The following is a 24,938-nucleotide window of genomic DNA, read 5'->3' as shown; positions in this document are numbered from 1 at the left end:
TTATGATCTTAAAATTAATCCGGCATTGTTCACTACTCCAACAGCTTTTCCCTTTAATTCGCTATCCAGAAAGATGCTATTCTTAGAAGTAGATAGAATATCGTTTTTTCCAAAAGTATACTTTACATCTGGAAGGAATAAGCTAAGATTGGCAGGACTACCTTCTTCGAGTTTCGTGGTTTCCAACTTAAAACGTTCTAATCCCGAAGTTAGAAACTTGATGGTCTCTTCCGTAGTAAATATAGTTTGCAGGGCGCCGAAAGCCGATTCAAGACCAATACTACCATACAAAGCATTATCAAATTCAACTTTTTTATTTTCCACGTCAATTGGATTATGGTCTGATGTAACCATATCTATAGTACCGTCTTTTAATCCCTGAACAAGTGCCTCATTATCGGCCTGAGTTCGCAAAGGAGGTAAAACTTTTGTATTAGCATCGTAGTTCGATAGCATTTTGTCTGTTAGAAGCAGATTGTGAATCGCCACACTACAGGATACATCCAGACCTTTTTTCTTGGCCTCTCTTATAAGTGTAACCGACTTTGCCGTTGAAATTGTAGGAATATGTAATTTTCCACCTGTATATTCCAGAATATAAAGATCGCGGGTTATCTGAAGTTCTTCAGCTAGATTAGGGATCCCTTTAAGGCCCAGGGCAGTACTATTCTCATGCTCGTTAACCATACCGTTAGTCGCAATTCGATTTTCCTGCGGATAACTTTGTATTAGAGCGTCAAAATTCTGCGCATACTGCAAGGCAATTTTCAGAAGATTGGGATTTTTTAAAGGTGATTTATAATCTCCAAAACTAATCGCACCGGATTGTTGCATATCCAGTAATTCTGCCAGATCTACACCTTCACTTTTAATGGTAAGTGCACCAATGGGATAAAGATTTACTGGGTGTCCCGAACTTTTAGATTTTACGGCAGAAATAGAACCGCTATGGTCAAGTACAGGATTGGTATAGGGATTTAGTGCAACGCCTGTAAATCCTGAGCTTCCAGCAACTTCGAGTCCGTTTTCTATGGTTTCCCTTTCTTCATAGCCGGGTTCTCCAAAACAAACACTACTATCAAACCAACCTCTGGAAACATGTAAACCTTCGATCTCTACATGTTTGACATCTTCTTTTAGTATATCTTTCTTAATTTCAGCAATTACTCCATTCTCGATATAAATATCGGTCGTTTGCCTGTTTAAAGGCGAAGACTCATCAATAATTGTAACCGCTTTTAGAAGTAATTTCATTTCAGAAGTTTTAATAATAGCATTTCTATTACCAGAAATATGATCGCAAAAATAATAAACCATTTCCAAAGCGAGCTGCTTTCGTTTCCTGCTTTTACTTCGGAAAAGTATTCTGCTATAGATTCATGATTCTGGATTGAAAATATTTCCAGATCTAAGTATTGGAGTTCACTCTCGTTTCTAGGTTCGTTAAAACTCAAATTTGCTAAAGTCTTGTCCTGGCTCTTAATTTCATAATTTCCGGCATCCAATTCTTCTGAATCCACACTCATGGAAACCCGGTCTGCAAATCTTTGCTGCTGTGGAATAAAATCCAGGTTATCCATGGTAAGATGAAGCACATGATCCTGTTCAATATTTGCCTGTATAGATATTTCTTCTAATTCTGAAGTCTGGTAATAAAGTTGAGCAGGAGGGAGACTTTGCAGTCCAATCTGATATAAAACAGGTACGATTAACGGCGAATTCTGAAAATTTGATATTTGCTCATTTAATGGAGCTGTGAAAATGTAGATATTGGACTTAGATATAAGAAAAGGATCATTGTTCTGGAAACTTAGAATACTGTTACCGGAGATGTTACTGAAATAACCATTGACACGGGGATACTCGAAATTTTGAATCTTCTTTTGAAAAACGTTTTCTAAGAGTGGATGGCCAAAATTAATAGTTGTAATGAGTTTTTCGCCCTCGATCCATTCAGGTTTAAATCCCAATTGAAATTTACCGGAAAACCGAATGAATTCATTCCTGTTTTTTGAATTTGGAATGAATAGAACACTGGATCCTTCGTTTGAACGTTGTTTTATATTGTTCAGATTCGCAGCATTTAACTCACTTAATTCATTTAAAACTATCAAACTGGCTTGTTGAATATCGGTATATTCAACTTCATTCGCTTCGCTTACTTTTAAATTAAATTCTGGTTCTGTATATAATCCTTGAAGATAATTTGAATCACCTTCAGAAATTGCCAGAACACTGATTGGGGTTTGTTCAGAAATACTGAAGTAGATAATATTATCATATTTCAAGCCCTCATCATCTATAACAACTCTTCCGTTAGAAATGTTTTGTGATGGGATGGAAAAAGTGGTTTTTATGTCGCTGTTATCAGCATCGATGGTTTTCCTGCTTAAGAGTTGAGCACCATCATACATGGAAATAACTAATCCATCCTTTTGTGAATTACCTGATAGTTGAACTTCGATATCAAGAATTCCAGCCTTTGAATTGGTTAAATAAAGAGTATCGATCTGTAAATTCTGAATGTTTTCTGGTTTAAGCTTTATACTGATAATATTGTTTTCAGGAATTTCTATTTGGCTAAGAAATGCTTCCTGGAAATCTGAAATAAGGACAAGATTTGAAGAATCAATTTTTCGCAACTGCTGGGTTTTTAGTAAAACACTATTCAGATCCAGTTGTCTGGAGGTATAGTTGATTTTCTGAAGTATAACTTTTAATTCCTCACCAGACTTTTTAGTATACAAACCATCATTGGTGATCAGGCTGTAAACTGAAGAGGCAGCGAGATTTTCAAGAACTTCGTTTCTGGCTATTTCCAGGAGTTCGTCACCTTGATTCTTAAGTTGCATACTATAAGAATTATCCAGGTAAATGATCAAATTTTTAGTGGAGATTTCAGATTCTGCGGGAAAATAGGGTTTGGCAAATGCGAGTATTAGAAAGCCTAAAACAGATAATCTTGAGAAAAGAACCAGAAACTTCTTTAGTTGAGAACTTTTGCGTGTTTGCTGAACGACACGTTTTAAAAATTTAACGTTGGTAAAGTCTTCTTTCTGAAATCTGCGTAGTTTGAAAAGATGAACCAGAATAGGAATTATAAGCAAAGACAATGCATACAGTAATTCCGGATGTTCAAATTGCATAGAAACAAAGCTGTTTCTCAAATATAGCTAAACACGCAGAAGTTTTAGTGTCGGGGAACGCTAAATTTAAAATTACTTCCCTCACCTTCGGTAGAAGAAATACTTACTTTCCCATGCATGGATTCCACTAACTTTTTCACAGTCGCGAGTCCAATCCCACTTCCAACGTTACCATCACGGTCGGCAGTATCCAGTGTAGCAAATAATTCAAAGATCTTTTCAAATCTTTCCGCAGGAATTCCGTTACCATTATCTACAACTTCAAAGTAGTAAAATTCTTCTTCCGGAGTGAATTCGATCCTGACTTTTCTTATATCCTTATCGTTATACTTAAGCGCATTACTTATAAGGTTCATAAAGACTTGCGTGAGTGCTGCTTTGTTGACAGCGGTCAACTCAATATCTTCAGGATAACTGATCTCAATATTGTTGGAAACCGTATAAAGATCTACGATAGGCTTTAATAGCTTACCTAAGTTTATATTAGAAGCTTCTTTTTTAATGACATGATCACTACGATAAAAGCTTAAAATACCATCAATATAATTCCGAAGAGAATAAGAGGCTTCTACCAGAAACTGCAGGTATTGGTTCGTTTCTTCATCAAATTTCTCCTTGTTTTCATCTTTAAGCAATTCACTTAGTGAAATGATATTCGCTAGGGGAGACTTTAGATCATGCGATACCAGGCTTGCGAATTTCTCTAACTCCTTATACTTTTCTTCCAGTTTATTCTGAACAGTAAAAAGTTTCTGTTTCTGCTTTCTGGATTCAAATAACTTTAAGGCTTGTTTTGATATGGCCAACAGCGCTTTTTCCTGCATGGAACTAAGCTCTTTTTCGAAGGTATCGAAAATACAGAATACCGCTATAGCATGACCATCAGGATTATATAGTGGGACACCGGCATAGAAACTGTATTCAGTAGCATACATCCCAGTTGCCGATTCAAATATTTCTGGATCTTCTGAGCGCTTAAGACAGAGAATAGGAGTTTTACTTTTGATCGTGAGATCACAGAAAGAGTGTTCTCGCTCGATCTCACTAATTTCGGTTCCATGAACAGATTTGTTCCAGATACGATCCCGATCAACGATATTTATTTTGGCAACCGAAACCTCGCAGGCGACTGTGGCCAGGAAAGTAAGATTGTCATAATCTTCGTCTGGTCCTGAATTTACAATTTGATATTCCTTTAAAGCGGCCCGCCTTAATTTCTCATTAAAAGTGCCTGAATTTTTCTGCATTTCCCCTTACATTCTTGATTTAAAGTTATTTAAATTTAAATAACTTTTTCAGAATAAAAACTTAAACCGGGATATTATGTCGTAAAACGCTGAACTCGAATACAGTACCTTTATTTTCTTCAGAATTAAGCGTGATAGTACCTCCAAGACTGTTTACCAGCTTTTTAACTGTGGAAAGTCCGATACCATGACCTTTCTTACCTCTGCGATCCTGTTTCGCGACCGTAGTAAAAAGATCAAAGATCTTAGACTGCTGCTCCTGAGCGATACCTATCCCGTTGTCACTAATTTTGAAATTGAAAAAGTGCTCATTTTCTGTACAATCAATATCGATCACTATTTTCTCGCGATCATTGTACTTAAGACTATTATTGATCAAATTCATAAAGATCTGCCCTATAGCTGAGGCATTGCCATCAATCAATAGATTATTATCGGGAAGATTGATCTCACAGTTATCTGCAATTTGGAGAAGATCTATAATGTCCTCCAGCATATCATTCAGAAAGAATTCTTTTACACTATTGTCACCTTGGTGTTCGTTGGAATAATGGTCAAGCAAACCGTTTATATATTCACTCAATGTTAGCCCGGAATCTTTAAGATAAGAGATATATTTCGCTCCTTCATCACCTAATTTTACAGCATACTTTGCCTTTAGGACGTCTGCAGTGATGATCATATTTGCAAGAGGCATCTTTAGGTCATGAGATACAGTACTCGCAAACTGTTGCAATACCTTATAGCTTTCATCAAGCTCTTCTTTCATCTTTTCAAGTACACTGTTGGCCCTGCGAGTTTCCAGTAAAAGCTCTACCTGTTTCCCCAACGATTTTAAAGCCATTTTCTGTTCTTCGTCCAGATGATGCTCTTTGGAGTCATAAACACAAAGTGTTCCCATAGGATAGCCTTTTGGATCCAGAAGTGATATACCTGCGTAATAATTAATAGGAGTATCTGCAGTAACGAACGGGTTATCAAAAAAACGATTATCCTTGGACGCGTTTGGAACTTCCAGTAGATTCTCAGGATCTGTAATGGTATGACCGCAGAATGAAACATCTCGAGAGGAACCTTTTAAATCTGTTCCATAACTGGATTTGAAAAAATTACGATCGGCATCGATCATATTAACTACTGCGATTGGTGTCTTACAAATATAACTGGCCAGCCTGGTGATATTATCATAGGCTTCTTCCGGAAGAGTATCCATGATATTGAGTTCTCTCAGAGACTCAAGTCTTTGAAGTTCATTAATTGGCTTTTCCGGAGTTATCATAAAAGCATCCTGTTTTTAAGGTTCAAATAAAGATAAAAATACTGAAGTTAAAAATACTAAAACTGATCTTTTTCATAAACACCCAGACCAAAGAGTGCAAAATCATATTTAACAGGATCCAAAGGATCCATTTTTCTCAATTCCAAGTCGAGCTCTGTTACTGCTTTAGCATCATTCGCTTTCCTGTGTAAAATTCCGAGTTTCCTTGCAATGTTACCAGAATGAACGTCTAAAGGACAGCTAAGTTTAGCGGCAGGAATCGTTTCCCATATACCAAAATCCACGCCATGCTCATCTTTCCTGATCATCCAGCGCAAATACATATTGATTCTTTTTGCTGCTGAATTTTTCAGCGGATCACTTACATGCTTCTCGGTTCTTACCTGGTGAGCTAATTCGAAAAAGATCTTTTTTAGTTCATGGATGGCATTCTGAAGATGGGTTTCAGTCTGATATTTGACAAAAATATGCTCTAATCCGCCGTGCTGAAGATAAATATTCCGAAGTGCTTTTAGAAAATACTTTAGATCATTCTCATTAAAAGTGCGATGAACAAAACCTTCAAATTTATCAAGGTCTTTATCTGAATGATTTAAAATAAAATCATAGGGAGCATGATCCATTAACTCCATCATCTGATTGGCATTTTTTAAAATGCTTTTGCGGTTTCCCCAGGCAATGGTTGCTGCCAGAAAACCCGATATCTCAATATCTTCCTTCTTCTGAAATAAATGCGGAATACTTACCGGATCCTCAGCAATAAATGCAGGTGTGTTGTACTGAGCCGTTTTAAAATCAAGAAATTCTTTTAACTCTGCCTTCTTCAAATACTGTTTTTTATTTCAGGAGCAATTTTACCATCTACCATCGTAAGTTTTCTATCTGCCATATTCGCCAGTTCTTCATTATGTGTAACGATCACAAAAGTTTGATCAAATTCATCTCTGAGTCTGAAAAATAACTGGTGAAGATTTTCCGCAGATTCTGAATCCAGGTTTCCTGATGGTTCATCAGCAAAAATGACTGCAGGGTTATTAATAAGACTTCTGGCTACCGCGATTCTCTGCTGTTCTCCACCACTCAATTCTCCAGGTTTATGTGAAGCCCTATTTTTAAGACCAAGAAATTCAAGTAATTCCATAGCGCGATCTTCAGCCTCTTTTTTCGGAGTTTTATGAATAAATGCTGGGATACATATATTTTCTAATGCCGTAAATTCTGGAAGTAACTGGTGAAACTGAAAGATAAATCCTATATATTTGTTTCGGAATTTAGAAAGTTCTCTGGATTTGAGTCCGTAGATATCAGTTCCATTAATAAGAAGTTCTGAATTTTTATCCTTTCCCGGTTTGTCCAGAGTACCCAGGATTTGCAACAATGTGGTTTTTCCCGCACCTGAAGCTCCAACGATCGAAACGATTTCTTTCTTCTTGATATGCAGGTCTACCGACTTCAATACGTGCAGATCCCCGTAATATTTATGTATGTTCTTTGCGATTATCATGAATGCGAAATAGACATTCCGAAATTAGCCAAATTGCAGGCATTCCCCAAGTTAACTGCGGAATATGTTTCGGAGGTTATTATAATCTATAAAATAAACGACCCTGAGGCTTAAATTGTGCCGGGCAGGTTTTGAAAATAAATTGTCCAGGCTATCTGAATAATTGAGTTCACTCAGTTTATCTTCATTAAAGATCGAATTTCGATACAGGAGCACGGCTTCACTACCGGGCGCAAACTGCCAGCGGTAGCTTAGATCTAGATTCCAGATATTAAAGTTAGCGTCTGGATCTCTTAAAGTATTGGTGTCATAATTTGTAGCTTCAAGTTCACCATCTGCGATCAATTTAAGATAAGAGTTATCACCAAAACTTGCCGTGGACCAGAATTGTCTCGCGCTTAAACTCAAACCTTGTTTTGTATTAAAATTGTAATTCGCTCTTACTGAATTTTCCAAGGTTTTCTGATCTCTTATTCCGAAGATGATATTGTCATTTACTTTGTTTACGAAACTAGGTCGCTCTTTTTGCAATCCATAATCAAACTCATAAACCATATTAAACCTGTCACTAAATCTGAATCTTGGTTCAATGCTTAAACCGTAATAAGCATAATCTGTATCAAAATATTCTTCCACATAGATCCTGGAGTCAATTGCAAATTTCTTCCGGTAATCTGAGGATATAAAAAATCTGGAACTTGCAAAAGGTTTGTAGGTAACATATGTATCAACTGCCCTGGTTTCAAAATAATCTCTAAACTTAGAATTAAAATCCAGGGCCCCTCCAAACGCAAAACGTTCGCGGGTCATCGCAAAAAAATCTCCGCCCATCCCTGTATTAATGGTCTTGTCTGGTTTATATCTTCTACGGTGCTGGCCGTACAGACTAATTTGAAAATTATTGAAATTACCCTGTGGTTCAAAGATCTGGTAGGAGGTGCCCCAGAAGATGTTGTTATAATTGTTCGTAAAGTTGATGCCAAGGTCGTTAATGTCGAAAGTCTCGTTCGCGAACTCGTGAGCAATTCTATACCTGAAGTTTCCTTTCGTACGACGTGCTGCGAAATAGGAGGCAAAACCAGTAAGATTCTGGCCAGGAAGATTAACGTTACTCATCTTTGCCTGGCCTTCAACATTAAAACTGTTCGCCTTGTTGTAAATATCAAACAGAAAGCCTGTTACATTTCCATCTCTGAAGTTGCCATCTCGTGTAACATTTGTATTAATTAGTGTTATTGAAGAGTTTTTATTAAACCTTTGATCCAAAACTACAATATTATAATTGGCAAGAGGCTCGGTGATCTTAGATCTAGTATTTCCAGTTATAGTGTCACGATAAACTGCTTTTGCTTCGCTGGTAATAGCATTAAAGACTCCGATTCCTAAACCGCGGTCTGTTCTTCCGGAAACCTTCAGTGCATTAATAAGATCTGTTCTGCTTGGGTTTTCAAGAATTTCCTCACTATCAAGTCTGTTGGTTTGAGCAGCGTTAAAACCAATAGGAGTACTCCCAACTCTTCTGGAATAAAATAAATTTCCTTTATTAAAAAGCTCAGTTCCTTCAGTAAAGAAAGCACGGTTCTCACCAAAGATCTGTTCAAAAGGACCCAGATTCAATTCTACTTCGTCATAAGCTGTCTGTCCGAAGTCTGGTACTAAGGTCATATCTAAAGTAAAGGAATCATTAATACCATATTTTAGATCCATCCCAGCATTGAAACTAAAATCATCACTGCCGTCAAAAGAATCAAAAGCAGATTGTATATAAGGGTATAAACTCAGGCGAACAGGTGGCTCAATGTTATTGATTCCAGTAAGCAAACCTGTGTACTGTGCCATTTGTCCTACCGACTTATTTATATAGTTCCAGACATAGGTCTCATTTCTATGCGTGATCTCACGTGAAAATTGCAGGCCCCATCTTTGTTTTTCAGTTTCCGGAAATCTCAATGCTGAATAGGGGATCTTCATCTCCAAATACCAACCATTTTCATCCTGAGAAACTGCTGACTCCCATACCACATTGTAACCATAATCTTCCTGAGATCCAGTGATTCGGGCATCAGCCTGTGTTCCGGCGGAAGTAACGATGAACCTGGTCTGGTTTTCACCGTCATCATAAGTGTTGATGTCCATCAAAAAATATTCAGATTGCTGAAGATTATCCCGCTGAGTAAATTGCCTGATTGTTTTATCAGGATCTTTTTCCTTCATGGTCGCAGCGATATAGATCGCAAGATCATCATATAGGATCTTGACTTCTGTAGCGTGAGATTCGGGAATTGGAGTACCATCTCCAGGTTCAACCATTACAAAATTTTCAGCAAGAGTTGCTTTCTTCCATACATCTTCTGAAGCTAGTCCATCGATCTTTGGAGCTTCCTGTATACGAGTCGCTTCGTAATTTTTCCTGGTTTCTAAATTTTGTGAGGATAAAATGCTGCAATTGATGATAATAATGAAAAGCAGCCAGTAATTTTTCGACATTTATTGATGAATGTTCAATATTGATATTTACGTAAAAGTATATGCTAAATCTTTATCGGCAAAGTTTTTCATTAAATTCCCGTTAAACGAGGCATTTCTTGTTTAATTAGACCTTAAATTTGATAAACAAAAATTATATTGCAGGTTATGAATGAAGATAATTTGAAGAAAGCGACCCTTGCCGGTGGATGTTTCTGGTGTACAGAGGCTGTTTTTCAGAGATTGAATGGAGTAGAAAAAGTGGTATCAGGTTTTACAGGTGGTGTGATCAAGAATCCCGCCTATAGAGAGATCATTACAGGTCGCACTGGTCATGCTGAAGCAATACAGATTACATACGATCCAGATAAGATTGCATACAACGAATTACTATTGGTGTTTTTTGCAACTCATGATCCAACTACGCTCAACAGGCAACAGAATGATGTGGGAACCCAATATAGAAGTGCGATTTTCTTTCATGATGAAGAGCAGGAGAAGATAGCGAGAAAAACCATAGAGGTAATTGAAGAAGAAAACGCGTTTGATGATCCTATCGTTACCGAAGTAACTGAAGCTTCCGCTTTTTATGTTGCAGAACAGGAACATCAGGATTTTTACAATCAACACAGGCAACAACCATATTGCCAGTTTATAATTGACCCGAAAATAACAAAACTGAAAAAGTATTTTTCAGATAAGCTGAAGCAAACTAACGATCATGGCATATAAATTTTTTGAAGAATACAACCAGGAGGTTACTGGTAAAATGAAACAGAGTTTCGAGGATATCATAGTGGGCGTAGGGGAAAACCCTGAACGTGAAGGAATCGTAAAAACTCCTGAAAGAGCTGCAAAAGCAATGCAATTTTTAACTCAGGGATATGAAATGGATGCGGAAAGGATCCTGAAAAAAGCGATGTTCTCAGAAGATTATGATGAAATGGTCGTGGTGAAGGATATAGAGCTGTATTCTCTTTGTGAACATCATATGCTGCCATTCTTCGGAAAAGCTCATATAGCATATATTCCTAATGGAAAAATAGTAGGATTGAGTAAGCTTCCTAGAGTCGTGGATGTTTTTGCTAGAAGATTACAGGTACAGGAAAGACTAACCCATGATATTCTGGAATGTTTGAACAAGACATTGCAACCTCAGGGAGTAGCTGTGGTGATCGAAGCCGTCCATATGTGCATGATGATGCGCGGAGTGCAGAAGCAGAATAGTGCAACAACCACCTCGGGTTTCCGTGGACAGTTCAAAGAAATTGAAACCAGGAATGAGTTCCTTAAGCTTATAAGCTCAGACCTTAAATAGATTTGGCACTTTATTTGCTTCTATGTAGTCAAAACCAAAAAACATGAAGCTATTTAAAAATAAATTATTTGCAAAGGGTCTGGTATATGACCTTGTAGGAATGGCAACTGTTGCAATTCCATTTGTAGGTCCATTTCTTGATTTACTCTGGGCGCCATATGCTGCTAAAAAGATGAGAGATATGTATCCGGGGAGAAAAGGTAAATTAGCCTCCGTACTCGTGTTCATTGAAGAGATTCTTCCGGGAACTGATATAATTCCGACGTTTACACTAATGTATCTTTATACTTATGTCTGGAAGAAGGAACCTATGATGCAACCACAGGTGATCGAAGTAGAGAGCTACTAGATTTTACCAGATAAAAATTAAAAAGGGCTACTGATTTCAGTAGCCCTTTTTAATTAGATATGAATATTAGCTGAAAGCATTATGTTTCTCCCAACATTCGAAATGCCATCATTCTTTAAACGGGACAGGTGTGAGAAATAATCCTTATCAAATAGATTGTTTACACTAAGTCGCAATTCGAATAATGCGCTGTTCGTTCTAAGCTCAGTTCCAGCACCAAGATTCACCAGGCTATAACCACCAGTTCGGGTTTCAAAACTGCCAGGATTTTCCTGATCAAACACATTCTTTAGTGTTATAAAGCTATACGAACCCGATAATAACTTACCTTTTTCAAACTCAACTCTAAAGGTGTTAGTGAGTGAATTAGCTGGAATTAATGGAAGGTAATCATCATTATCCAGTTTCCCAGTAACTGTTTCAAAGCTACTTTCCAGGTGAAGCCAGTCTAGTGGATGCGGGTGAAGGTGGATACCTATTTCACCACCATACAATTTGGCATCATCTTGCTGATAACGAAATACGTTCTCATCATCTATAATTTCTCCCGACGGACTTATAAATATATAGTCACTTACATTATTCGAAAACCCATTAACAAAAGCTTCGAAATGTTGATTTCTCCACTCAAGGGCGAGGTCGATCTGGAAGTTCTGTTCATTATCAAGATCAGGATTACCAATCTCATATCTGTTAGCACCATTATGAGAACCATTAGAGGTTAGTTCAGATAAATTAGGCGCCCTGAATCCACTGGCAAGATTTAACCTGGTGGTAAGATTATCGGTAATATCAAATTTTGCTCCTAGAGCTCCATTAAAGCTATTGAACTGTCGATCTACTTCATCTAATATATCTCCGTCCTCTGCGATATAGGATTCTGTTTCAATAGACCTATTATCATATCGAATTCCTCCTTGAAAGTCAATTCGTGGTAAGTGATAATGAGCAGTGGCGAATACACCAAAGTCAGTAGTTGTCGCATCAGGTATTAGAATTTCCTCACCAAAATTCTCGTTGCTTTGCCACATTCCCTGTACTCCAGCAATAACGTCAAGGTTATCGAACTTAGGGAAATTGTATTTTAGATTATAGTTCAAAGTTTCCAAATGCATTTCTAAAGCTGGTTCATCACCTTCATGTTCCTCATGTTCATGCTCTTCGCCTTCATGTTCCTCATGTTCATGCTCTTCGCCTTCATGCTCTTCACCTTCATGATCGTCATGATGATGATGGTCTTCAAATTCCTGGCGATCGTTGTACTGGTAACCAATTTTAAGGTCAATACTGGAATTATTCAGATAGAACTTGTTATCAAGACTCAGAATATGGTTGTCAATATTCTGGTAGGGTAGAAGTGGTTCTTTGTTAGTAGATTGAACACCCAATTCTTCCGGAATACCAATTTTAGAATTATTAAAGTTATAACGTAGATCTCCTTTATAAACACTGTTCTGGAAACCAATTCCAGCTTTAATATCCTTCTCATTGAAACGAGTATTGGTAACTCTTTCTCCATCTCCTGTTTCATAATCACTATTAGCCGCATAACTTCCGCGGGCAATAAACTTTAATCGATCACCAGCAGTAGAAGCCATTAAACTGGTTTGATACCCTAGAGTATTTGTAAAATAATCTGACTCTAGGCTGGCTTTGGTGCTGTTTTCATTTGCATATCTTTCAGGATTCAAATATAAAACTCCACCAATCGCATCACTTCCGTAGAGTAAAGAGGCAGGGCCTTTTATCACTTCCACGCTAGCAATTCCTTTTGAACTAATTCCCAGGCCATGCTCATCGCCATATTGCTGATTCTCTAAACGAACTCCCTGAGTATAAACAAGCACACGATTGGAACTAAGTCCTCTAATTACTGGTTTTCCAATACCCAATCCAGTCGTTAGATTTTCAACTCCTGATATTTGAGTAATTCCTTCGGATAGGTTTACAGCTCCATTTTTAGAAAGTTCAGAAACACTTTCGCGTTCCACCTTCATTACATTATCGCTTTGTAATTGGTGAAAAGGAGTAGATACTATAACCTCCTCCATCTCTATGGCTGAAGGTTTTAATGTAATGGTAATATCCTGAGAAGGTAGAACCACATCTTGTGTATAACTGGCGTATCCTATTGAGGATATCACCATTTTAAAATTACCGCTTGGCAGATCTGATATTTTAAAATTACCATCAAGATCTGTCATCGTCCCTCTTTCAAGAGCAGGGAAATAGATGTTTGCACTAAGAACTGGTTCTTGAGTATCCTGATCGGTGATTTTTCCGCTCAGGGAATTTTGTCCATATATAATAGACTGCACTGCCAATAGCAGCGTCAATAACATTGTGTTACGCATTGAAATATTTTAAATGATTATTATTGAATTATCCTGTAATAGATAAAGCAGGCGGACCACGTAGCTCATAGCACAATGGTTCGTAATCATTTAAAAATCGATAATAATCGTAGGTGAGAGTAGAGGTATAGAAAACCTCAGCAAATTGAAAACTCTGGAAGTCCAGTGATATTATTGGATTTTTTTGAAACTTATGAAGTTCACAATCCAAAGATTTATCATGATAATGCTCATCTGCATAATTATCACATAATTTATGTCCATGATCTGCAAAAATATGGGAAAAACTCACTCCAGTAGGAAGCAGTATGAGTACCGCCGTAAAAAGTAAGAGTATGTTCTTCAGTAAAGTCATATTAAGCATTGAAAATTTTAGCAAGACCCAGCCTGCTCAACATTTTCTTTTCGAAAGCCCAGAAAAATTGAAACTGACCAAATATCCAACCAAAACTTACCAGTAAAACCTGGTATATTGGAAAGATCAACAAAATTCGAAGTGTCCAGTAAATGCTCCAGTGTGTAGTTTCAGAAGTGATTCCAAGAAATTCACAGAGCGGACCGGCAATTTTCGCAGAGGAAGAGCCCGTAATGGCAAATACCAGCAATATAACGAAGAGCTGCCAGTTATCATCAATTCCCCATCTAGCCTTCAGTTTTTTCATACGGCAAATATACGATTTTGCTTAAAAAATCAAATTCGTGTAGGAACACTAAATCGTTGGTTGTAATGCCTGCTGAAAAAAACAAAATAATTGTACAGCAAATAATTTACCTCATACCCATAATCTGTATTGGAATCGTAGTTTATTTGATTGATATATAAATTGGGATCGTAGGTTTGTGGCTGCATAACCCTCGTATTGTATTCAGTTACCAGGAACTGGTTTTTATTTTCCAGATAAGACTGCGTATGATATCCTCTAGGTCGAGCATATGAATTGATGAACAGATTGAATCCGGGTTCAATGATAATAATTTCATATTCGAGACTATCATTAGCTATACGAACAGTATCATTAGTTGCATCCTTACCCTTGAGATCTCTGGATCTCCCGGAGCCACAACTGTAAACAAATAAGGCCAGTAGGCAAATGTAAATTAGATTCTTCATAACAATTTAATTAGCAGCAATAAGTGTTCCCTATTTCCCTCCTGTAAATCCTCCTAAAATGCTATCTTCGGAAGAGTCTTTATCCTCCAGAGCAATTCTTCCTGCAGGTTTGATAAGATCTGCGGAATCATTTGCTCCGCTCGTAATTACTTTTACAAATTCTTCTGAAGCTTTTTTAGAAGCACCTAATAAAGTTCTTTTAATTTCAGTTAGCTCCAATTTGCCGTTTATGGATTGGATTTCAGAAATGATTGAAACTGTAATGTTTTCAGCAATGATTGTGAATTTTACTGAATTATTAGCCTCTATCTTAAATGCATTTTCCAGGAATGAGTTGATTAGCTTTTTATCTTCCGCAGAGATAATAGAACTTTCCGACAATAAATCTGCAAACTTCAAATCACTAAATTTTGCATCCGATTTGCTGGAAGTAGAATGATCGACTTTTGAAATACTCCATGGCAATAGGGATGCAAAAATTTGCAGAACCAAGTCTTCGTCCAGGTTAAGTTCCTTACGAGTGTTTTGGATGAGCTCCTTACCCGATGAAATTTTGAAAAGGTCCAGAATGTTTGCCATTGACTTTTATTTTTTAAAGATATTGATAATTTGATGTGCCAATTCTTCTCCAATTCTTTCCTGAGCTTCACTAGTAGCAGCACCAATATGCGGACTTAGAGAAATACTTTCGTTCATCAATAATTTTATGGCTGGTGAAGGTTCGTTCTCAAAAGTATCTAAAGCAGCAAAAGAAACTTTTTCTTCTTCGATCGCTACCAGGAGCGCTTCTTCATCTAGAATCCCACCACGAGCGGTGTTAATAATTCCCACACCATTTTTCATCTTATCAAATTCAGCTTTACCAATAATTGGCTTAGACTGTGCGGGAACATGTAAACTTATAAAATCTGCATGCTCTATTAGTTGCTCTACGGGTTCAGTCTTGATAGGAATTGTAACCTTCTGGTCATTGTAGAACTCCAGTGTGATCTCGGTTTCTCCCACTTCCTTATCGCTGGCAACCACACGCATTCCAACTCCCAAAGCAATTTTAGCTACTTCACGACCAATTCTTCCCAGACCTATAATTCCAAGTGTTTTGCCACGCAATTCAGATCCACCAGCATAAGATTTTTTAAGATCCTTAAATCTTGAATCTCCTTCCAAAGGCATATTTCTATTGGAATCATGCAATTTTCTGGCACCTCCAAAAAGGTGAGCAAAAACAAGCTCTGCCACAGAAGCTGAAGAAGCTTCCGGTGTATTTATCACAGAGATACCTTTACTAAGCGCGTATTCCACATCGATATTATCCATGCCAACACCACCGCGTCCAATAACCTTTAGATGTATACAATTATCTATAATATTCTTGCGAACCTCTGTTGCACTGCGTACAAGAAGAACGCTAATTCCATTACTTTTTAAGTAATCCTCCAGTTGATCCTGGGCAACTTTTTTAATGATAACTTCAAAGCCGGCATCCTTTAATAGTTGTACACCACTTTGAGATAATCCGTCATTTGCTAATACTTTCATTCTAATTTATGTCTGGATTAGTTTATTTCTTTCACTAATTTCTGCATGAGATCTACTACTACCTGCACACTTTCTATTGATAATGCATTGTACATGGATGCTCTGTATCCGCCAACACTTCTATGTCCGCTAAGACCATTCACACCAGCATCTTTCCACATTTTATCGAATTGATCTTTATGAGCCTCATCTTTAAGGTTAAAGGTAGGGTTCATAGGTGACCTGTCTTCTTTAGCGGCGAAACCTTCGAATAAAGAATTACGATCAATTTCGTTATATAAAAGAGCTGCTTTCTCTGCATTTCTTTTCTCCATAGCAGCGATACCACCGTTCTTTTTGATCCATCGCATGGTAAGCATAGAAACATATACTGCATAAACAGGAGGTGTATTGAACATACTATCCTTGGAGATATGTACCTGATAATCCAACATGCTTGGGATCTTACGGTCAACTTTGCCTAAAATGCTTTCTTTTACAACGACAAGAACAGTTCCGGCTGGTCCCATATTTTTCTGGGCTCCGGCATAAATAAGGTCAAAATCTTCAAAATTAAGTTGTCTTGAAAATATATCACTACTCATATCACAGACGCTGGGAACATCAGTTTTTGGAAATTCCTTCATCTGTGTTCCAAAAATCGTATTGTTACTGGTGCAGTGAAAATAATTTGCATCTTCTGGAATTGAATAATTCTTCGGAATATAATTAAAGTTCTTGTCCTTTGAGGATGCTACTTCGATCACCTCACCAAATAATTTAGCTTCCTTGATCGCTTTAGATGACCATGTACCTGTGTTTAGATAGGCCGCCTTGTTATTCAGTAAATTATAAGCGGTCATTAAAAATTGCATACTCGCGCCTCCCTGGAGAAATAGTGCTTTATAACCTTTATCCTGTAAACCCAGAAGTTCAAGAGCCAGATTCTGGGCTTCTTCCATTACCGATACAAAATCTGCACTACGATGAGAAATTTCTAATATCGAAAGACCTGAGTTATTAAAATCCAGAATCGCCTGAGAAGCTTCCTGGAATACTTCCTGTGGTAATATGCATGGACCTGCGCTGAAATTATGCTTTTTCATGGATGTGTATTATTAGTGTGTATTCACAAAGATGCCAAATTTCGAAGGTCTTTGCTGTTATCGAAATGATAAGATTAAAGTTTACTTAGGAATTCTATAGTATCAATATTATCTGCATAATCCCAAAGTTCTGGTTGTTGTGTTTTACCAAATGGAACTTCATTAGACTTAGGATCTTTCCTGACTACACACTGCAATTTTTCGGAATTGGATTCTAGAACTTCTTTCAGGTTATCCTCATCCTTGTAGGTTTGGTAAAAGACTGTTGCAATAGGAGAACCAAAACTTTCATCCTCTTTCAGCATTAGAAAACCATTATCAAGGATCTTATATTCACTCATTAAATATACTGCCTTGTTGTAATCATAGTTATTGGCATATTTATTTTCGTTGATAATAGGATTCCAGGAATACATTGCCTTGAAGAACTGGTCAAAATCATATCCTTCAGGAACATATAATTTAGATACGTTACGACATCCCAAACCATAATAAAGAAAGATGTCTTTACTTAAAGCCTCGAGTTCCTCTTTAGACTCATTACCAGTAAGGATAGCTATAGAATTTCTGTTTTTGCGAACAATGCTTGGTTTTCCTTTGAAATAATATTCAAAATATCTTGCAGTATTATCGCTCCCGGTGGCGATCACTGCATCAAAGTTCTCTAGTTTCCCTTTGGTGAATTCTATACGGTTCTTATATTCTGAATTCTGCTCGATAAGGAATCGAGCGATAAGAGGTAGTAACAGCTCATCACTGGAGGATTGCTTTATTTGAATATTATGATCACAGATGATCGTGGAAATAAAATCATGGAAACCAACCAGAGGAATATTTCCAGCCATGACAATCCCAATTTTTTTTCCACCAGAATTGGAAAGATCATAGCGACCTATCCATTTTTTAATATTATCGAATTTTAAGGCTTCACTCCACTGCTGAAGTGAGAATACAATATTTTCCCGGGTAAACCATCCGTTACGATGAATGGAAGCATCGATCTTCTCATGCATTTCGTTAGTAAGCTCATCTAATTCTGGAAAATCCGGATGTTTTCGAATTCCATCGATCTGAAACTGACCTAAAAATTTTCCTAATGCAACAAGGTTTGAAGTATGCTCTTCGATTGTCATGTTCATATTTGGTTATGAGGGTGGCCTATCTTAAATTTGTGAAGCGAAATTAAAGTTTCCGAAGCTATTAACCATAATTTTCTCTAAAAGCTCAGGTCTTTTTTCGCTCAGTACTTAAATTTACCAATAAAAACAGAGCTATGGCAATTGTAATAACCGATGAATGTATAAACTGCGGTGCATGTGAACCAGAGTGTCCTAACACGGCAATTTACGAAGGTGCAGATGACTGGAGATATGCAGATGGAACCGATCTAGAAGGTGATGTGGTACTTCCCGGAGGGAAAGAGGCCAACGCTAATGAAGCTCAGGAACCAATAAGCGACGAGATTTACTATATAGTACCAGATAAATGTACCGAATGTAAAGGTTTTCACGAAGAACCACAATGTGCGGCAGTTTGTCCAGTAGATTGTTGTGTTCCAGATGATGAGCATGTTGAATCTGAAGAAATATTACTTCAGAAACAAAGTTTTATGCATCACGATTAAAGATCAATTTATAAAATACAAACCCGCCGAATGGCGGGTTTTTTTATGTTACGCTAAATTTTAATTCACTTCTATAGACTGAAGGTGACCTCCCTGTAAATGCCTTGAATTGTTTGTTGAAATGACTAAAATTATTAAAACCACTTTCAAAGCAAACATCGGTTATGCTAATCTGTCTTTCGTGTAATAGTTTAGCTGAATGTGCAAGTCTGTACTCGTTCACAAACTGAGTAAAAGTTTTTCCGGTAATTCTTTTAAAATATCTGCAGAATGCCGGGTTGGTCATACTAACCTTATCGCTGATCTCCTTTAAGCTAATTGGTCTCTGGAAGTGCTCTTTTACAAAATTAAAAATGATATTGATCCTGTCATTATCCTGTAAGTTAGTTTCCAGCAAAAAACCTTCAGCATTTAAAATCGTATAATCATCAGTTTTTTCAAGAGAATTTAAAACTTCCAGTAGTCCGAGTAATTTCTGGAAAGGATTGAGCTCTCGTAAGGATTCAATAGTAGCTCCTATATGACGCTTAGTGTCACCATGAAAAACAATTCCTTTTTTTGCTCTCTCGAGCAGGTTCTGGATTCGTGACATTTCAGGCGCTTCCAAAAATTCATTGCCAAGAAAATCATTTCTAAACTGTATCACTGTTTCACAATGATGATTGGTGAGTCCATCGGTAAACGCACAATGGGGGAGAAGCGATCCAATTAATATAAGATCTCCATTCCTGTAATAAGATATATGACTTCCTATCTGCCGCTTTCCGCAGCCGCCATTCACGTAAACCAGTTCGACCTCCGGATGATAGTGCCAAAAGGTATTTTTCGAACCAACCTGGAATTTATTATGTGTTCTATATGAAAATGAACTCCCAAATCCAGGTTCTATTCTTTCCAGCCTTGGTTTCGATGTTGTATTCATAATATCGAGATTTCATCTAAAATTACACCTGAATAGTAATTGCTTGTATTACAAAATTAGCAATTATATGTGCTGGATTAAGCGATAACGTTTGAAATGGATTTTGTCAAGGTAATTGAGTACAGAAACTGGATCATCTAACGCTACTTTACGAGGTAGATCTAGGGTAAGTTTACATCAGTTAATCCAAGTATAACTTAAAACCTTAGATTATGAAAAACACAATCAACAAGTTCGTAGTAGCATTCATGTTACTGGTATCATTCAGTAGTTCTGCCACAGATGGTGTGAATCTAAAAGTAGAGAATCAATGTGATCTCATCGTAGATATACAGAAAACTGAATATGGGTCTGAACTTAGTCTTTTAAGCCAAAATGCTGAGGTTATTTTTAGAGATCAGCTGGATGAGAACGCCAGGTTTTCGAAGAAGTTTAATTTCGATTCGCTTGAAGATGGGGAATATTTACTGGTTCTGAATAAAAAGTACTGTAAGTCTACCACGGTGATTACCAAATTAAATGATCAAATTGTAATTGACAAGGATGATTACAAATTCGCTTTCAAACCTTGTTTCAAAATTGAAGAAGATCAGGTAGTAGTATATATGCCTAATTTAAACGAATCAAAACTTAGTATTGAAGTCTTCGATAATAAAGGAATCAAGGTTGGGAATTTTGAAACCAGAGAACCAGAACTTAGAAAAGCGTTTGATTTCTCTGAAGTGGATTCTGGCAAATACACCTTTATAATTGAGACTTCTGAAGATAGTTTTGAGCAAATTATTGAAATAGGATAGCCATTTCGATTTCAAGTATAAAAAAACCCGCCGACTGGCGGGTTTCTGATTTTTAGATTTTAAGTTTAATCCATTTTACGTTTGATCTTATCAATTGCATTCTGAATAGATTTTTCAGGTTCGATAATATTGTTATTACCCCAGAATTGTGAGTCATAGAATCCAGAAACATCATCTACCATCACGATATTAGGTCTTATTAACTCCTGGTTCATTTTAAATTCTTCTTCAGAATATGGCTGCCAGTCGGTCACAACCATTTCGCTATTGATCTTGTATTTAGAATTGAATATCTTTCGTTTCCAGTTAACTACATAATCCATCTGCGCTTTTCCATAGGCAAAATGCCATTTCCCATTATTCTGAGCGTAATCAACCTGATAGTTTAATTCAGTAGGATAAACTTTCGCTCCATTTGGTTTTTTCTTTACGAACATTTCCTGAGCTGCATTTCTATTATCTACGTTCAGGTTATAATCGGCTTTAACCAGAGTTGAAGTTTCAGCATCGATAAAAAGTTTCCCGTAATACCATGGATCTGACTCATCACGTTCTCTGAAATTTACAACATAGGTATAACGATCATTAATCTTGGCAGGCTCATCAAAACTAAAATCATAGCTATCCATCATACCTTGTCTAAGTACATACTCTGTGTATTTCATCATATCCAGGTATAATGTATTAAAGGGGCCACCGCGTAGCTTTAACGCCAGGGTGTCCAGTTTATCGTAATCTGTGCTCTTTCTGGCTTTATACAGAGATACAAGATCTTTTTTGCTATCCTTATAAGATGTTTTGTGGATCTTTACAACTGCTTCAGATAAGCTGACATTATTCCAACCTTTCTTGATCGTCTCCCGGTAAAAGGAAGTCATGATACTTTGATCTGAAAGATAATTTTCATCCTTTTTGTCCAGCATATCCTGAACCAGTAAACGTGGATTCGTTGCCTTATATAAGCTAACTTCCGTAAGTTCTTCCATAGTTTCTGAAAGTTCTATACGGGTATCTTCCGGTTTGAAATAATCCAGGGGAAGGGTTTTACTTTGAAATCCAAGAACAGATATGGTCACGGTAGCTTCAGTCATATCCTCTGGAACTTTGAGGGAAAATACACCATCTGCATTCGTGATGGTTGAAATGTTACTATTATTCAGGGAAAGGTATGCTGAAGAAATAGGCCTTCCGGTCCTCTCATTCACCACTTCACCTTTATATTCATTAAACGCTTTAGCCGAAGGCTGAAAAGCATATATCTGTAATGAACCTAGAATAAAACTTAGAAAAAATAGCAGGCTACTTTTTCCTGAAATAGGGTTTAAAAGTTTTGCATTCATAGTCATATTATTAAAGTTTACTTAAACTTATACAATATAACCATTTAAAAGCTTATAAAGATGTGAATCAGCTAATTATTGAACTGAACGATTGTTAATCTTTCAATGAGACGAATATCAAATAATAGTTGTAGTCCTGAAAAATGCCAAACCACACATGTACATTGTTTCAGTTATCCACACATTATATTTTAATTAGGTCTGCAAACAACCATTTTTTCGTATGGCATGAAATATGACCATCAATTCTTCGTTATCAAAGGATTTCAAAACTAAACAACTATGCATAAAATATATTTTGCTGCTCTCTTTATTATCTTCGGAAGTATTTCAGCTTCAGCACAACTATATAGTGAAGATCAGAGTGCATCTGTTACTGAGCAGGTATTAAAAGAACTTAATCGGGAACGTTCGTTACTAAGTCAGAATCTGGAATTCAGAATTAAAGAGATCGATTCCAAGATCACTAATCTGGATGAAAGCATTCGCACTTCTAATTCGGCTTCAGAAAAAGTTGAGAAACTACTGGAGCGAGTTAAGTTTTTAGAGCAGCGGCAGGAAGAGATTGATAAGAATACGGTAAGTGTTTATAAATACAATTATAGCTCAGCTGTCCTTAACCTTGCTTCTATGGAGCGCGAAATAAAACCTCTAAGTCTTTTTAATAGTTCACGTGAATTCTACTCTACACTCGATAAAGTAAGTAATCCTATGAACTATGAAGGATACCAGCAATGGTTTGGTAAATTCAAAGGATACATTGAAGAAGAGAAAGAGGACGATGCAAAACTGGAAGCGCTTAATCATATGTTGCAGGTGACAGGCGATCTGGCAAAAGGAACGCCCTTTACGGGAATGTTTGCGGGTAGTCTGATCGATGGGATCAGTCAGTTTGTTGGTTCACTAAATAGGAGGGATAAAGAGTTAAGAGAAAAAAGTATTAAAATGCTCAAGCTTACCACTAGTATTTCCCAATTTACTCATGATAAGGACCTGATCGAAACTGAATGGGAGGGAATTAATAAGAACCTGAATGAGCTTAAAGAATTGCAACAGGAAGCTATTGAAGATAACCTGGTAGAGATCCTCGGAATCTCCCGTAATGGTTTTACTGAAAAATTCACCAACGAAACTGATGCTAAAAAGCGAACTCAGTATATTCTGGATATTTCCAAAATTGCTGAAAATAAGATCGTAGAAGAGCGAAAGTCTAATCCGGAAAACTGGAAGCAGGAATACCATGACCAGATGTTAACGGTACAGAATCTGAAGATTCGTTTCGGGATGCTGACCTTTAGAATTCTAGAGAATCTGGAAAAATATGAAAAATTGATCGCAAAATATGAAAATGACCCATTCCTGAAGGATGAAATGAAGAATTTGAGATTGAAACTAGACCTGGTTAGAAACAGTTTCGAGAGCACATTTAATCCGCAGGAATATATAAGAGCTTCCAACGAAATGTATATTGTGGAGTAATTAAATTGTTTCAATGTTTATTAAAGCCCTGTAAGATATAATCGCAGGGCTTTTTTTATTCGGTCAAGCTGCTAAGAGGATGTATGTTATTCTCGAATCTAATACCTATCTTTGCAGCCGCAAAAACAAAGCATCTAAATTATAGTATATGAAAGCCGGAATTGTAGGACTGCCAAACGTAGGAAAATCGACACTTTTTAATTGCCTTAGTAATGCTAAAGCACAAAGTGCAAACTTTCCGTTTTGTACGATAGAACCTAACGTGGGAGTTGTAAACGTTCCAGACCAGAGACTGCTGAAGCTTGAAGAACTTGTAGATCCTGAAAAAGTGATTCCTGCAACGGTTGAGATCGTTGATATTGCAGGATTAGTAAAAGGAGCTAGTAAAGGAGAAGGTCTTGGAAACCAGTTTCTTGGGAATATTCGCGAAACCGATGCTATTCTTCACGTGCTTAGATGTTTTGAGGACGATAATATCGTACATGTAGATGGTTCCATAGATCCTATTAGAGATAAGGAAACTATAGACATGGAGCTGCAGTTGAAAGATCTTGAAACTGCAGATAAGAAACTTGAGAAAGTTAAACGGGCAGCCAGAACAGGTAATAAAGAAGCTCAGAAAGAGGAAGCTGCTTTGCTTAAAGTGAAGTCTGGCCTTGAAGCTGGAAAATCTGTTCGAGCAATTGATCTTACTGAAGACGAACGTAAGGAATTTATCGCGCCTCTACAATTTATCACAGATAAGCCGGTAATGTATGTTTGTAATGTAGATGAAGGTGCTGCTGTTGATGGTAACGAACATGTCGAGAGAGTTAAAAAGGCCGTAGCAGAAGAAAATGCAGAAGTTCTTGTTCTTGCTGTTGGAACCGAAGCTGATATCACTGAACTTGATGATTTTGAGGAGAGACAGATGTTTCTTCAGGATATTGGGCTTGAAGAGCCTGGTTCAGCAAAACTAATTAGAGGAGCTTATAAATTGCTTGATCTTCAAACTTACTTTACAGCCGGAGTCAAAGAAGTTAGGGCATGGACCATTCCAGTTGGATCTTCAGCCCCACAGGCTGCAGGTGTAATTCATACCGACTTCGAAAAAGGATTTATTCGTGCTGAGGTTATAGCTTACGACGAATATGTGAGTTTTGGAAGTGAAGCAAAAGTGAAGGAAGCTGGTAAAATGCGTGTAGAAGGAAAAGATTATATCGTTAAGGATGGCGATGTAATGCATTTTAGATTCAACGTCTAGTTGCCAGTTTTGAATAAATAACGAACAACACTTCAATTTGAGTTCATTTATTTAATTAACAGCGTATCTAAAATCTTTGTTAATTACTTTCCTTTGGAACTGTTTCAGTTTTTCGGCTATTACCTTATATTTAGA

General features: G+C 37.1%; 24 protein-coding genes. 7 read left to right on the top strand and 17 right to left on the bottom strand.

The genetic code is table 11. The features are described 5' to 3' along the window. The 7 genes from JM79_RS09135 to JM79_RS09105 form a co-directional block, all read right to left on the bottom strand. Nucleotides 1-1,254, bottom strand: a complete 1,254-nt coding sequence (locus JM79_RS09135; protein WP_141877856.1) for a dihydroorotase — start codon at nt 1,252-1,254, stop codon at nt 1-3. Then, the gene (locus JM79_RS09130) at nt 1,251-3,146 is read right to left on the bottom strand and encodes a BatA domain-containing protein (protein WP_141877855.1); all 1,896 of its coding nucleotides are present in this window, start codon (nt 3,144-3,146) and stop codon (nt 1,251-1,253) included. The genes JM79_RS09135 and JM79_RS09130 overlap by 4 nt, the downstream gene beginning before the upstream one ends. Before the next feature lie 44 nt (nt 3,147-3,190). After that, nucleotides 3,191-4,393 carry a HAMP domain-containing sensor histidine kinase gene (locus JM79_RS09125; RefSeq protein WP_141877854.1) on the bottom strand — a complete coding sequence of 401 codons (1,203 nt, stop codon included), beginning with the start codon at nt 4,391-4,393 and terminating at the stop codon, nt 3,191-3,193. Between the two features lie 61 nt (nt 4,394-4,454). Then, nucleotides 4,455-5,672: a GAF domain-containing sensor histidine kinase gene (locus JM79_RS09120; RefSeq protein WP_141877853.1), complete on the bottom strand. Its 1,218-nt coding sequence runs from the start codon at nt 5,670-5,672 to the stop codon at nt 4,455-4,457. Nucleotides 5,673-5,728: 56 nt separating this feature from the next. After that, nucleotides 5,729-6,499, bottom strand: a complete 771-nt coding sequence (locus JM79_RS09115) for a TIGR02757 family protein (RefSeq protein ID WP_141877852.1) — start codon at nt 6,497-6,499, stop codon at nt 5,729-5,731. Beyond that, complete coding sequence (locus JM79_RS09110; protein WP_141877851.1) at nt 6,496-7,176, bottom strand: ABC transporter ATP-binding protein; 681 nt, start codon at nt 7,174-7,176, stop codon at nt 6,496-6,498. The genes JM79_RS09115 and JM79_RS09110 overlap by 4 nt, the downstream gene beginning before the upstream one ends. Nucleotides 7,177-7,227: 51 nt before the next feature. Further along, entirely contained in the window at nt 7,228-9,663 is a 2,436-nt protein-coding gene (locus JM79_RS09105) for a DUF5916 domain-containing protein (RefSeq protein WP_141877850.1), read from the bottom strand. 147 nt (nt 9,664-9,810) lie between these two features. Here JM79_RS09105 and msrA point away from each other — a divergent pair, with 147 nt between their 5' ends. The 3 genes from msrA to JM79_RS09090 are packed head-to-tail and all read left to right on the top strand — an operon-like array spanning nt 9,811 to nt 11,309. Continuing rightward, nucleotides 9,811-10,374: a peptide-methionine (S)-S-oxide reductase MsrA gene (msrA, locus tag JM79_RS09100; protein WP_141877849.1), complete on the top strand. Its 564-nt coding sequence runs from the start codon at nt 9,811-9,813 to the stop codon at nt 10,372-10,374. After that, nucleotides 10,364-10,960 carry a GTP cyclohydrolase I FolE gene (gene folE, locus JM79_RS09095; RefSeq protein ID WP_141877848.1) on the top strand — a complete coding sequence of 199 codons (597 nt, stop codon included), beginning with the start codon at nt 10,364-10,366 and terminating at the stop codon, nt 10,958-10,960. The genes msrA and folE overlap by 11 nt, the downstream gene beginning before the upstream one ends. 43 nt (nt 10,961-11,003) lie before the next feature. Next, nucleotides 11,004-11,309 (top strand): hypothetical protein, encoded by a 306-nt coding sequence (locus JM79_RS09090; protein WP_141877847.1) that lies wholly within the window; start codon nt 11,004-11,006, stop codon nt 11,307-11,309. 53 nt (nt 11,310-11,362) lie between these two features. On the opposite strand, the gene JM79_RS09085 is transcribed toward JM79_RS09090, so the two are convergent. The 8 genes from JM79_RS09085 to JM79_RS09050 form a co-directional block, all read right to left on the bottom strand. Next, complete coding sequence (locus JM79_RS09085) at nt 11,363-13,663, bottom strand: TonB-dependent receptor (protein ID WP_141877846.1); 2,301 nt, start codon at nt 13,661-13,663, stop codon at nt 11,363-11,365. Between the two features lie 28 nt (nt 13,664-13,691). Further along, the gene (locus JM79_RS09080) at nt 13,692-14,018 is read right to left on the bottom strand and encodes a hypothetical protein (protein WP_141877845.1); all 327 of its coding nucleotides are present in this window, start codon (nt 14,016-14,018) and stop codon (nt 13,692-13,694) included. Between the two features lies 1 nt (nt 14,019). Further along, a complete protein-coding gene (locus tag JM79_RS09075) occupies nt 14,020-14,325 on the bottom strand; it encodes a DUF6787 family protein (protein ID WP_141877844.1) in 306 nt (101 codons plus the stop codon). A gap of 29 nt (nt 14,326-14,354) precedes the next feature. Next, nucleotides 14,355-14,774, bottom strand: coding sequence for a DUF6146 family protein (locus JM79_RS09070; RefSeq protein WP_141877843.1), 420 nt, complete (start codon nt 14,772-14,774; stop codon nt 14,355-14,357). A gap of 30 nt (nt 14,775-14,804) precedes the next feature. Then, the gene (locus JM79_RS09065; protein WP_141877842.1) at nt 14,805-15,353 is read right to left on the bottom strand and encodes a hypothetical protein; all 549 of its coding nucleotides are present in this window, start codon (nt 15,351-15,353) and stop codon (nt 14,805-14,807) included. A 6-nt stretch (nt 15,354-15,359) separates the two neighbouring features. Continuing rightward, nucleotides 15,360-16,313: a D-2-hydroxyacid dehydrogenase gene (locus JM79_RS09060; protein WP_141877841.1), complete on the bottom strand. Its 954-nt coding sequence runs from the start codon at nt 16,311-16,313 to the stop codon at nt 15,360-15,362. Between the two features lie 17 nt (nt 16,314-16,330). Next, nucleotides 16,331-17,398, bottom strand: a complete 1,068-nt coding sequence (gene serC / locus JM79_RS09055) for a 3-phosphoserine/phosphohydroxythreonine transaminase (protein WP_141877840.1) — start codon at nt 17,396-17,398, stop codon at nt 16,331-16,333. Between the two features lie 74 nt (nt 17,399-17,472). After that, nucleotides 17,473-18,531 (bottom strand): acyl-CoA reductase, encoded by a 1,059-nt coding sequence (locus JM79_RS09050; protein WP_141879214.1) that lies wholly within the window; start codon nt 18,529-18,531, stop codon nt 17,473-17,475. A gap of 140 nt (nt 18,532-18,671) precedes the next feature. On the opposite strand from JM79_RS09050, the gene JM79_RS09045 reads away from it, so the two are divergent. Continuing rightward, nucleotides 18,672-19,022: a 4Fe-4S dicluster domain-containing protein gene (locus JM79_RS09045; RefSeq protein WP_141877839.1), complete on the top strand. Its 351-nt coding sequence runs from the start codon at nt 18,672-18,674 to the stop codon at nt 19,020-19,022. A gap of 43 nt (nt 19,023-19,065) precedes the next feature. Here the strand turns inward: JM79_RS09045 and JM79_RS09040 are convergent, their stop codons facing one another. Further along, nucleotides 19,066-19,944, bottom strand: a complete 879-nt coding sequence (locus JM79_RS09040) for an AraC family transcriptional regulator (protein ID WP_141877838.1) — start codon at nt 19,942-19,944, stop codon at nt 19,066-19,068. Between the two features lie 212 nt (nt 19,945-20,156). Here JM79_RS09040 and JM79_RS09035 point away from each other — a divergent pair, with 212 nt between their 5' ends. Beyond that, a complete protein-coding gene (locus JM79_RS09035) occupies nt 20,157-20,741 on the top strand; it encodes a hypothetical protein (protein ID WP_141877837.1) in 585 nt (194 codons plus the stop codon). Between the two features lie 65 nt (nt 20,742-20,806). Here JM79_RS09035 and JM79_RS09030 read toward each other — a convergent pair whose 3' ends face one another. Beyond that, complete coding sequence (locus JM79_RS09030) at nt 20,807-22,081, bottom strand: carboxypeptidase-like regulatory domain-containing protein (RefSeq protein WP_141877836.1); 1,275 nt, start codon at nt 22,079-22,081, stop codon at nt 20,807-20,809. Nucleotides 22,082-22,363: 282 nt separating this feature from the next. On the opposite strand from JM79_RS09030, the gene JM79_RS09025 reads away from it, so the two are divergent. Next, on the top strand, nt 22,364-23,560 hold the full coding sequence (locus JM79_RS09025) for a hypothetical protein (RefSeq protein ID WP_141877835.1): 1,197 nt from the start codon (nt 22,364-22,366) through the stop codon (nt 23,558-23,560). 148 nt (nt 23,561-23,708) lie between these two features. Next, nucleotides 23,709-24,803, top strand: a complete 1,095-nt coding sequence (gene ychF, locus JM79_RS09020; RefSeq protein WP_141877834.1) for a redox-regulated ATPase YchF — start codon at nt 23,709-23,711, stop codon at nt 24,801-24,803. The last annotated feature ends 135 nt before the right edge of the window (nt 24,804-24,938 follow it).

Source organism: Gramella sp. Hel_I_59 (assembly GCF_006714895.1).
Lineage (GTDB): Bacteria > Bacteroidota > Bacteroidia > Flavobacteriales > Flavobacteriaceae > Christiangramia.
This window is presented reverse-complemented; position numbering and strand designations above follow the sequence as displayed.

Bases quoted from the DNA above. Each gene is read 5' to 3' on its own strand.
- JM79_RS09045 (WP_141877839.1), top strand. From the start codon at position 18,672: ATGGCAATTGTAATAACCGATGAATGTATAAACTGCGGTGCATGTGAA.
- JM79_RS09035 (WP_141877837.1), top strand. From the start codon at position 20,157: ATGAAAAACACAATCAACAAGTTCGTAGTAGCATTCATGTTACTGGTA.
- JM79_RS09135 (WP_141877856.1), bottom strand. From the start codon at position 1,254: ATGAAATTACTTCTAAAAGCGGTTACAATTATTGATGAGTCTTCGCCT.
- JM79_RS09060 (WP_141877841.1), bottom strand. From the start codon at position 16,313: ATGAAAGTATTAGCAAATGACGGATTATCTCAAAGTGGTGTACAACTA.
- serC (WP_141877840.1), bottom strand. From the start codon at position 17,398: ATGAAAAAGCATAATTTCAGCGCAGGTCCATGCATATTACCACAGGAA.
- JM79_RS09040 (WP_141877838.1), bottom strand. From the start codon at position 19,944: ATGAATACAACATCGAAACCAAGGCTGGAAAGAATAGAACCTGGATTT.
- JM79_RS09130 (WP_141877855.1), bottom strand. From the start codon at position 3,146: ATGCAATTTGAACATCCGGAATTACTGTATGCATTGTCTTTGCTTATA.
- JM79_RS09105 (WP_141877850.1), bottom strand. From the start codon at position 9,663: ATGTCGAAAAATTACTGGCTGCTTTTCATTATTATCATCAATTGCAGC.
- JM79_RS09110 (WP_141877851.1), bottom strand. From the start codon at position 7,176: ATGATAATCGCAAAGAACATACATAAATATTACGGGGATCTGCACGTA.
- folE (WP_141877848.1), top strand. From the start codon at position 10,364: ATGGCATATAAATTTTTTGAAGAATACAACCAGGAGGTTACTGGTAAA.
- JM79_RS09070 (WP_141877843.1), bottom strand. From the start codon at position 14,774: ATGAAGAATCTAATTTACATTTGCCTACTGGCCTTATTTGTTTACAGT.
- ychF (WP_141877834.1), top strand. From the start codon at position 23,709: ATGAAAGCCGGAATTGTAGGACTGCCAAACGTAGGAAAATCGACACTT.
- JM79_RS09025 (WP_141877835.1), top strand. From the start codon at position 22,364: ATGCATAAAATATATTTTGCTGCTCTCTTTATTATCTTCGGAAGTATT.
- JM79_RS09120 (WP_141877853.1), bottom strand. From the start codon at position 5,672: ATGATAACTCCGGAAAAGCCAATTAATGAACTTCAAAGACTTGAGTCT.
- JM79_RS09090 (WP_141877847.1), top strand. From the start codon at position 11,004: ATGAAGCTATTTAAAAATAAATTATTTGCAAAGGGTCTGGTATATGAC.
- JM79_RS09075 (WP_141877844.1), bottom strand. From the start codon at position 14,325: ATGAAAAAACTGAAGGCTAGATGGGGAATTGATGATAACTGGCAGCTC.
- JM79_RS09065 (WP_141877842.1), bottom strand. From the start codon at position 15,353: ATGGCAAACATTCTGGACCTTTTCAAAATTTCATCGGGTAAGGAGCTC.
- msrA (WP_141877849.1), top strand. From the start codon at position 9,811: ATGAATGAAGATAATTTGAAGAAAGCGACCCTTGCCGGTGGATGTTTC.
- JM79_RS09050 (WP_141879214.1), bottom strand. From the start codon at position 18,531: ATGACAATCGAAGAGCATACTTCAAACCTTGTTGCATTAGGAAAATTT.
- JM79_RS09080 (WP_141877845.1), bottom strand. From the start codon at position 14,018: ATGACTTTACTGAAGAACATACTCTTACTTTTTACGGCGGTACTCATA.
- JM79_RS09125 (WP_141877854.1), bottom strand. From the start codon at position 4,393: ATGCAGAAAAATTCAGGCACTTTTAATGAGAAATTAAGGCGGGCCGCT.
- JM79_RS09085 (WP_141877846.1), bottom strand. From the start codon at position 13,663: ATGCGTAACACAATGTTATTGACGCTGCTATTGGCAGTGCAGTCTATT.
- JM79_RS09030 (WP_141877836.1), bottom strand. From the start codon at position 22,081: ATGAATGCAAAACTTTTAAACCCTATTTCAGGAAAAAGTAGCCTGCTA.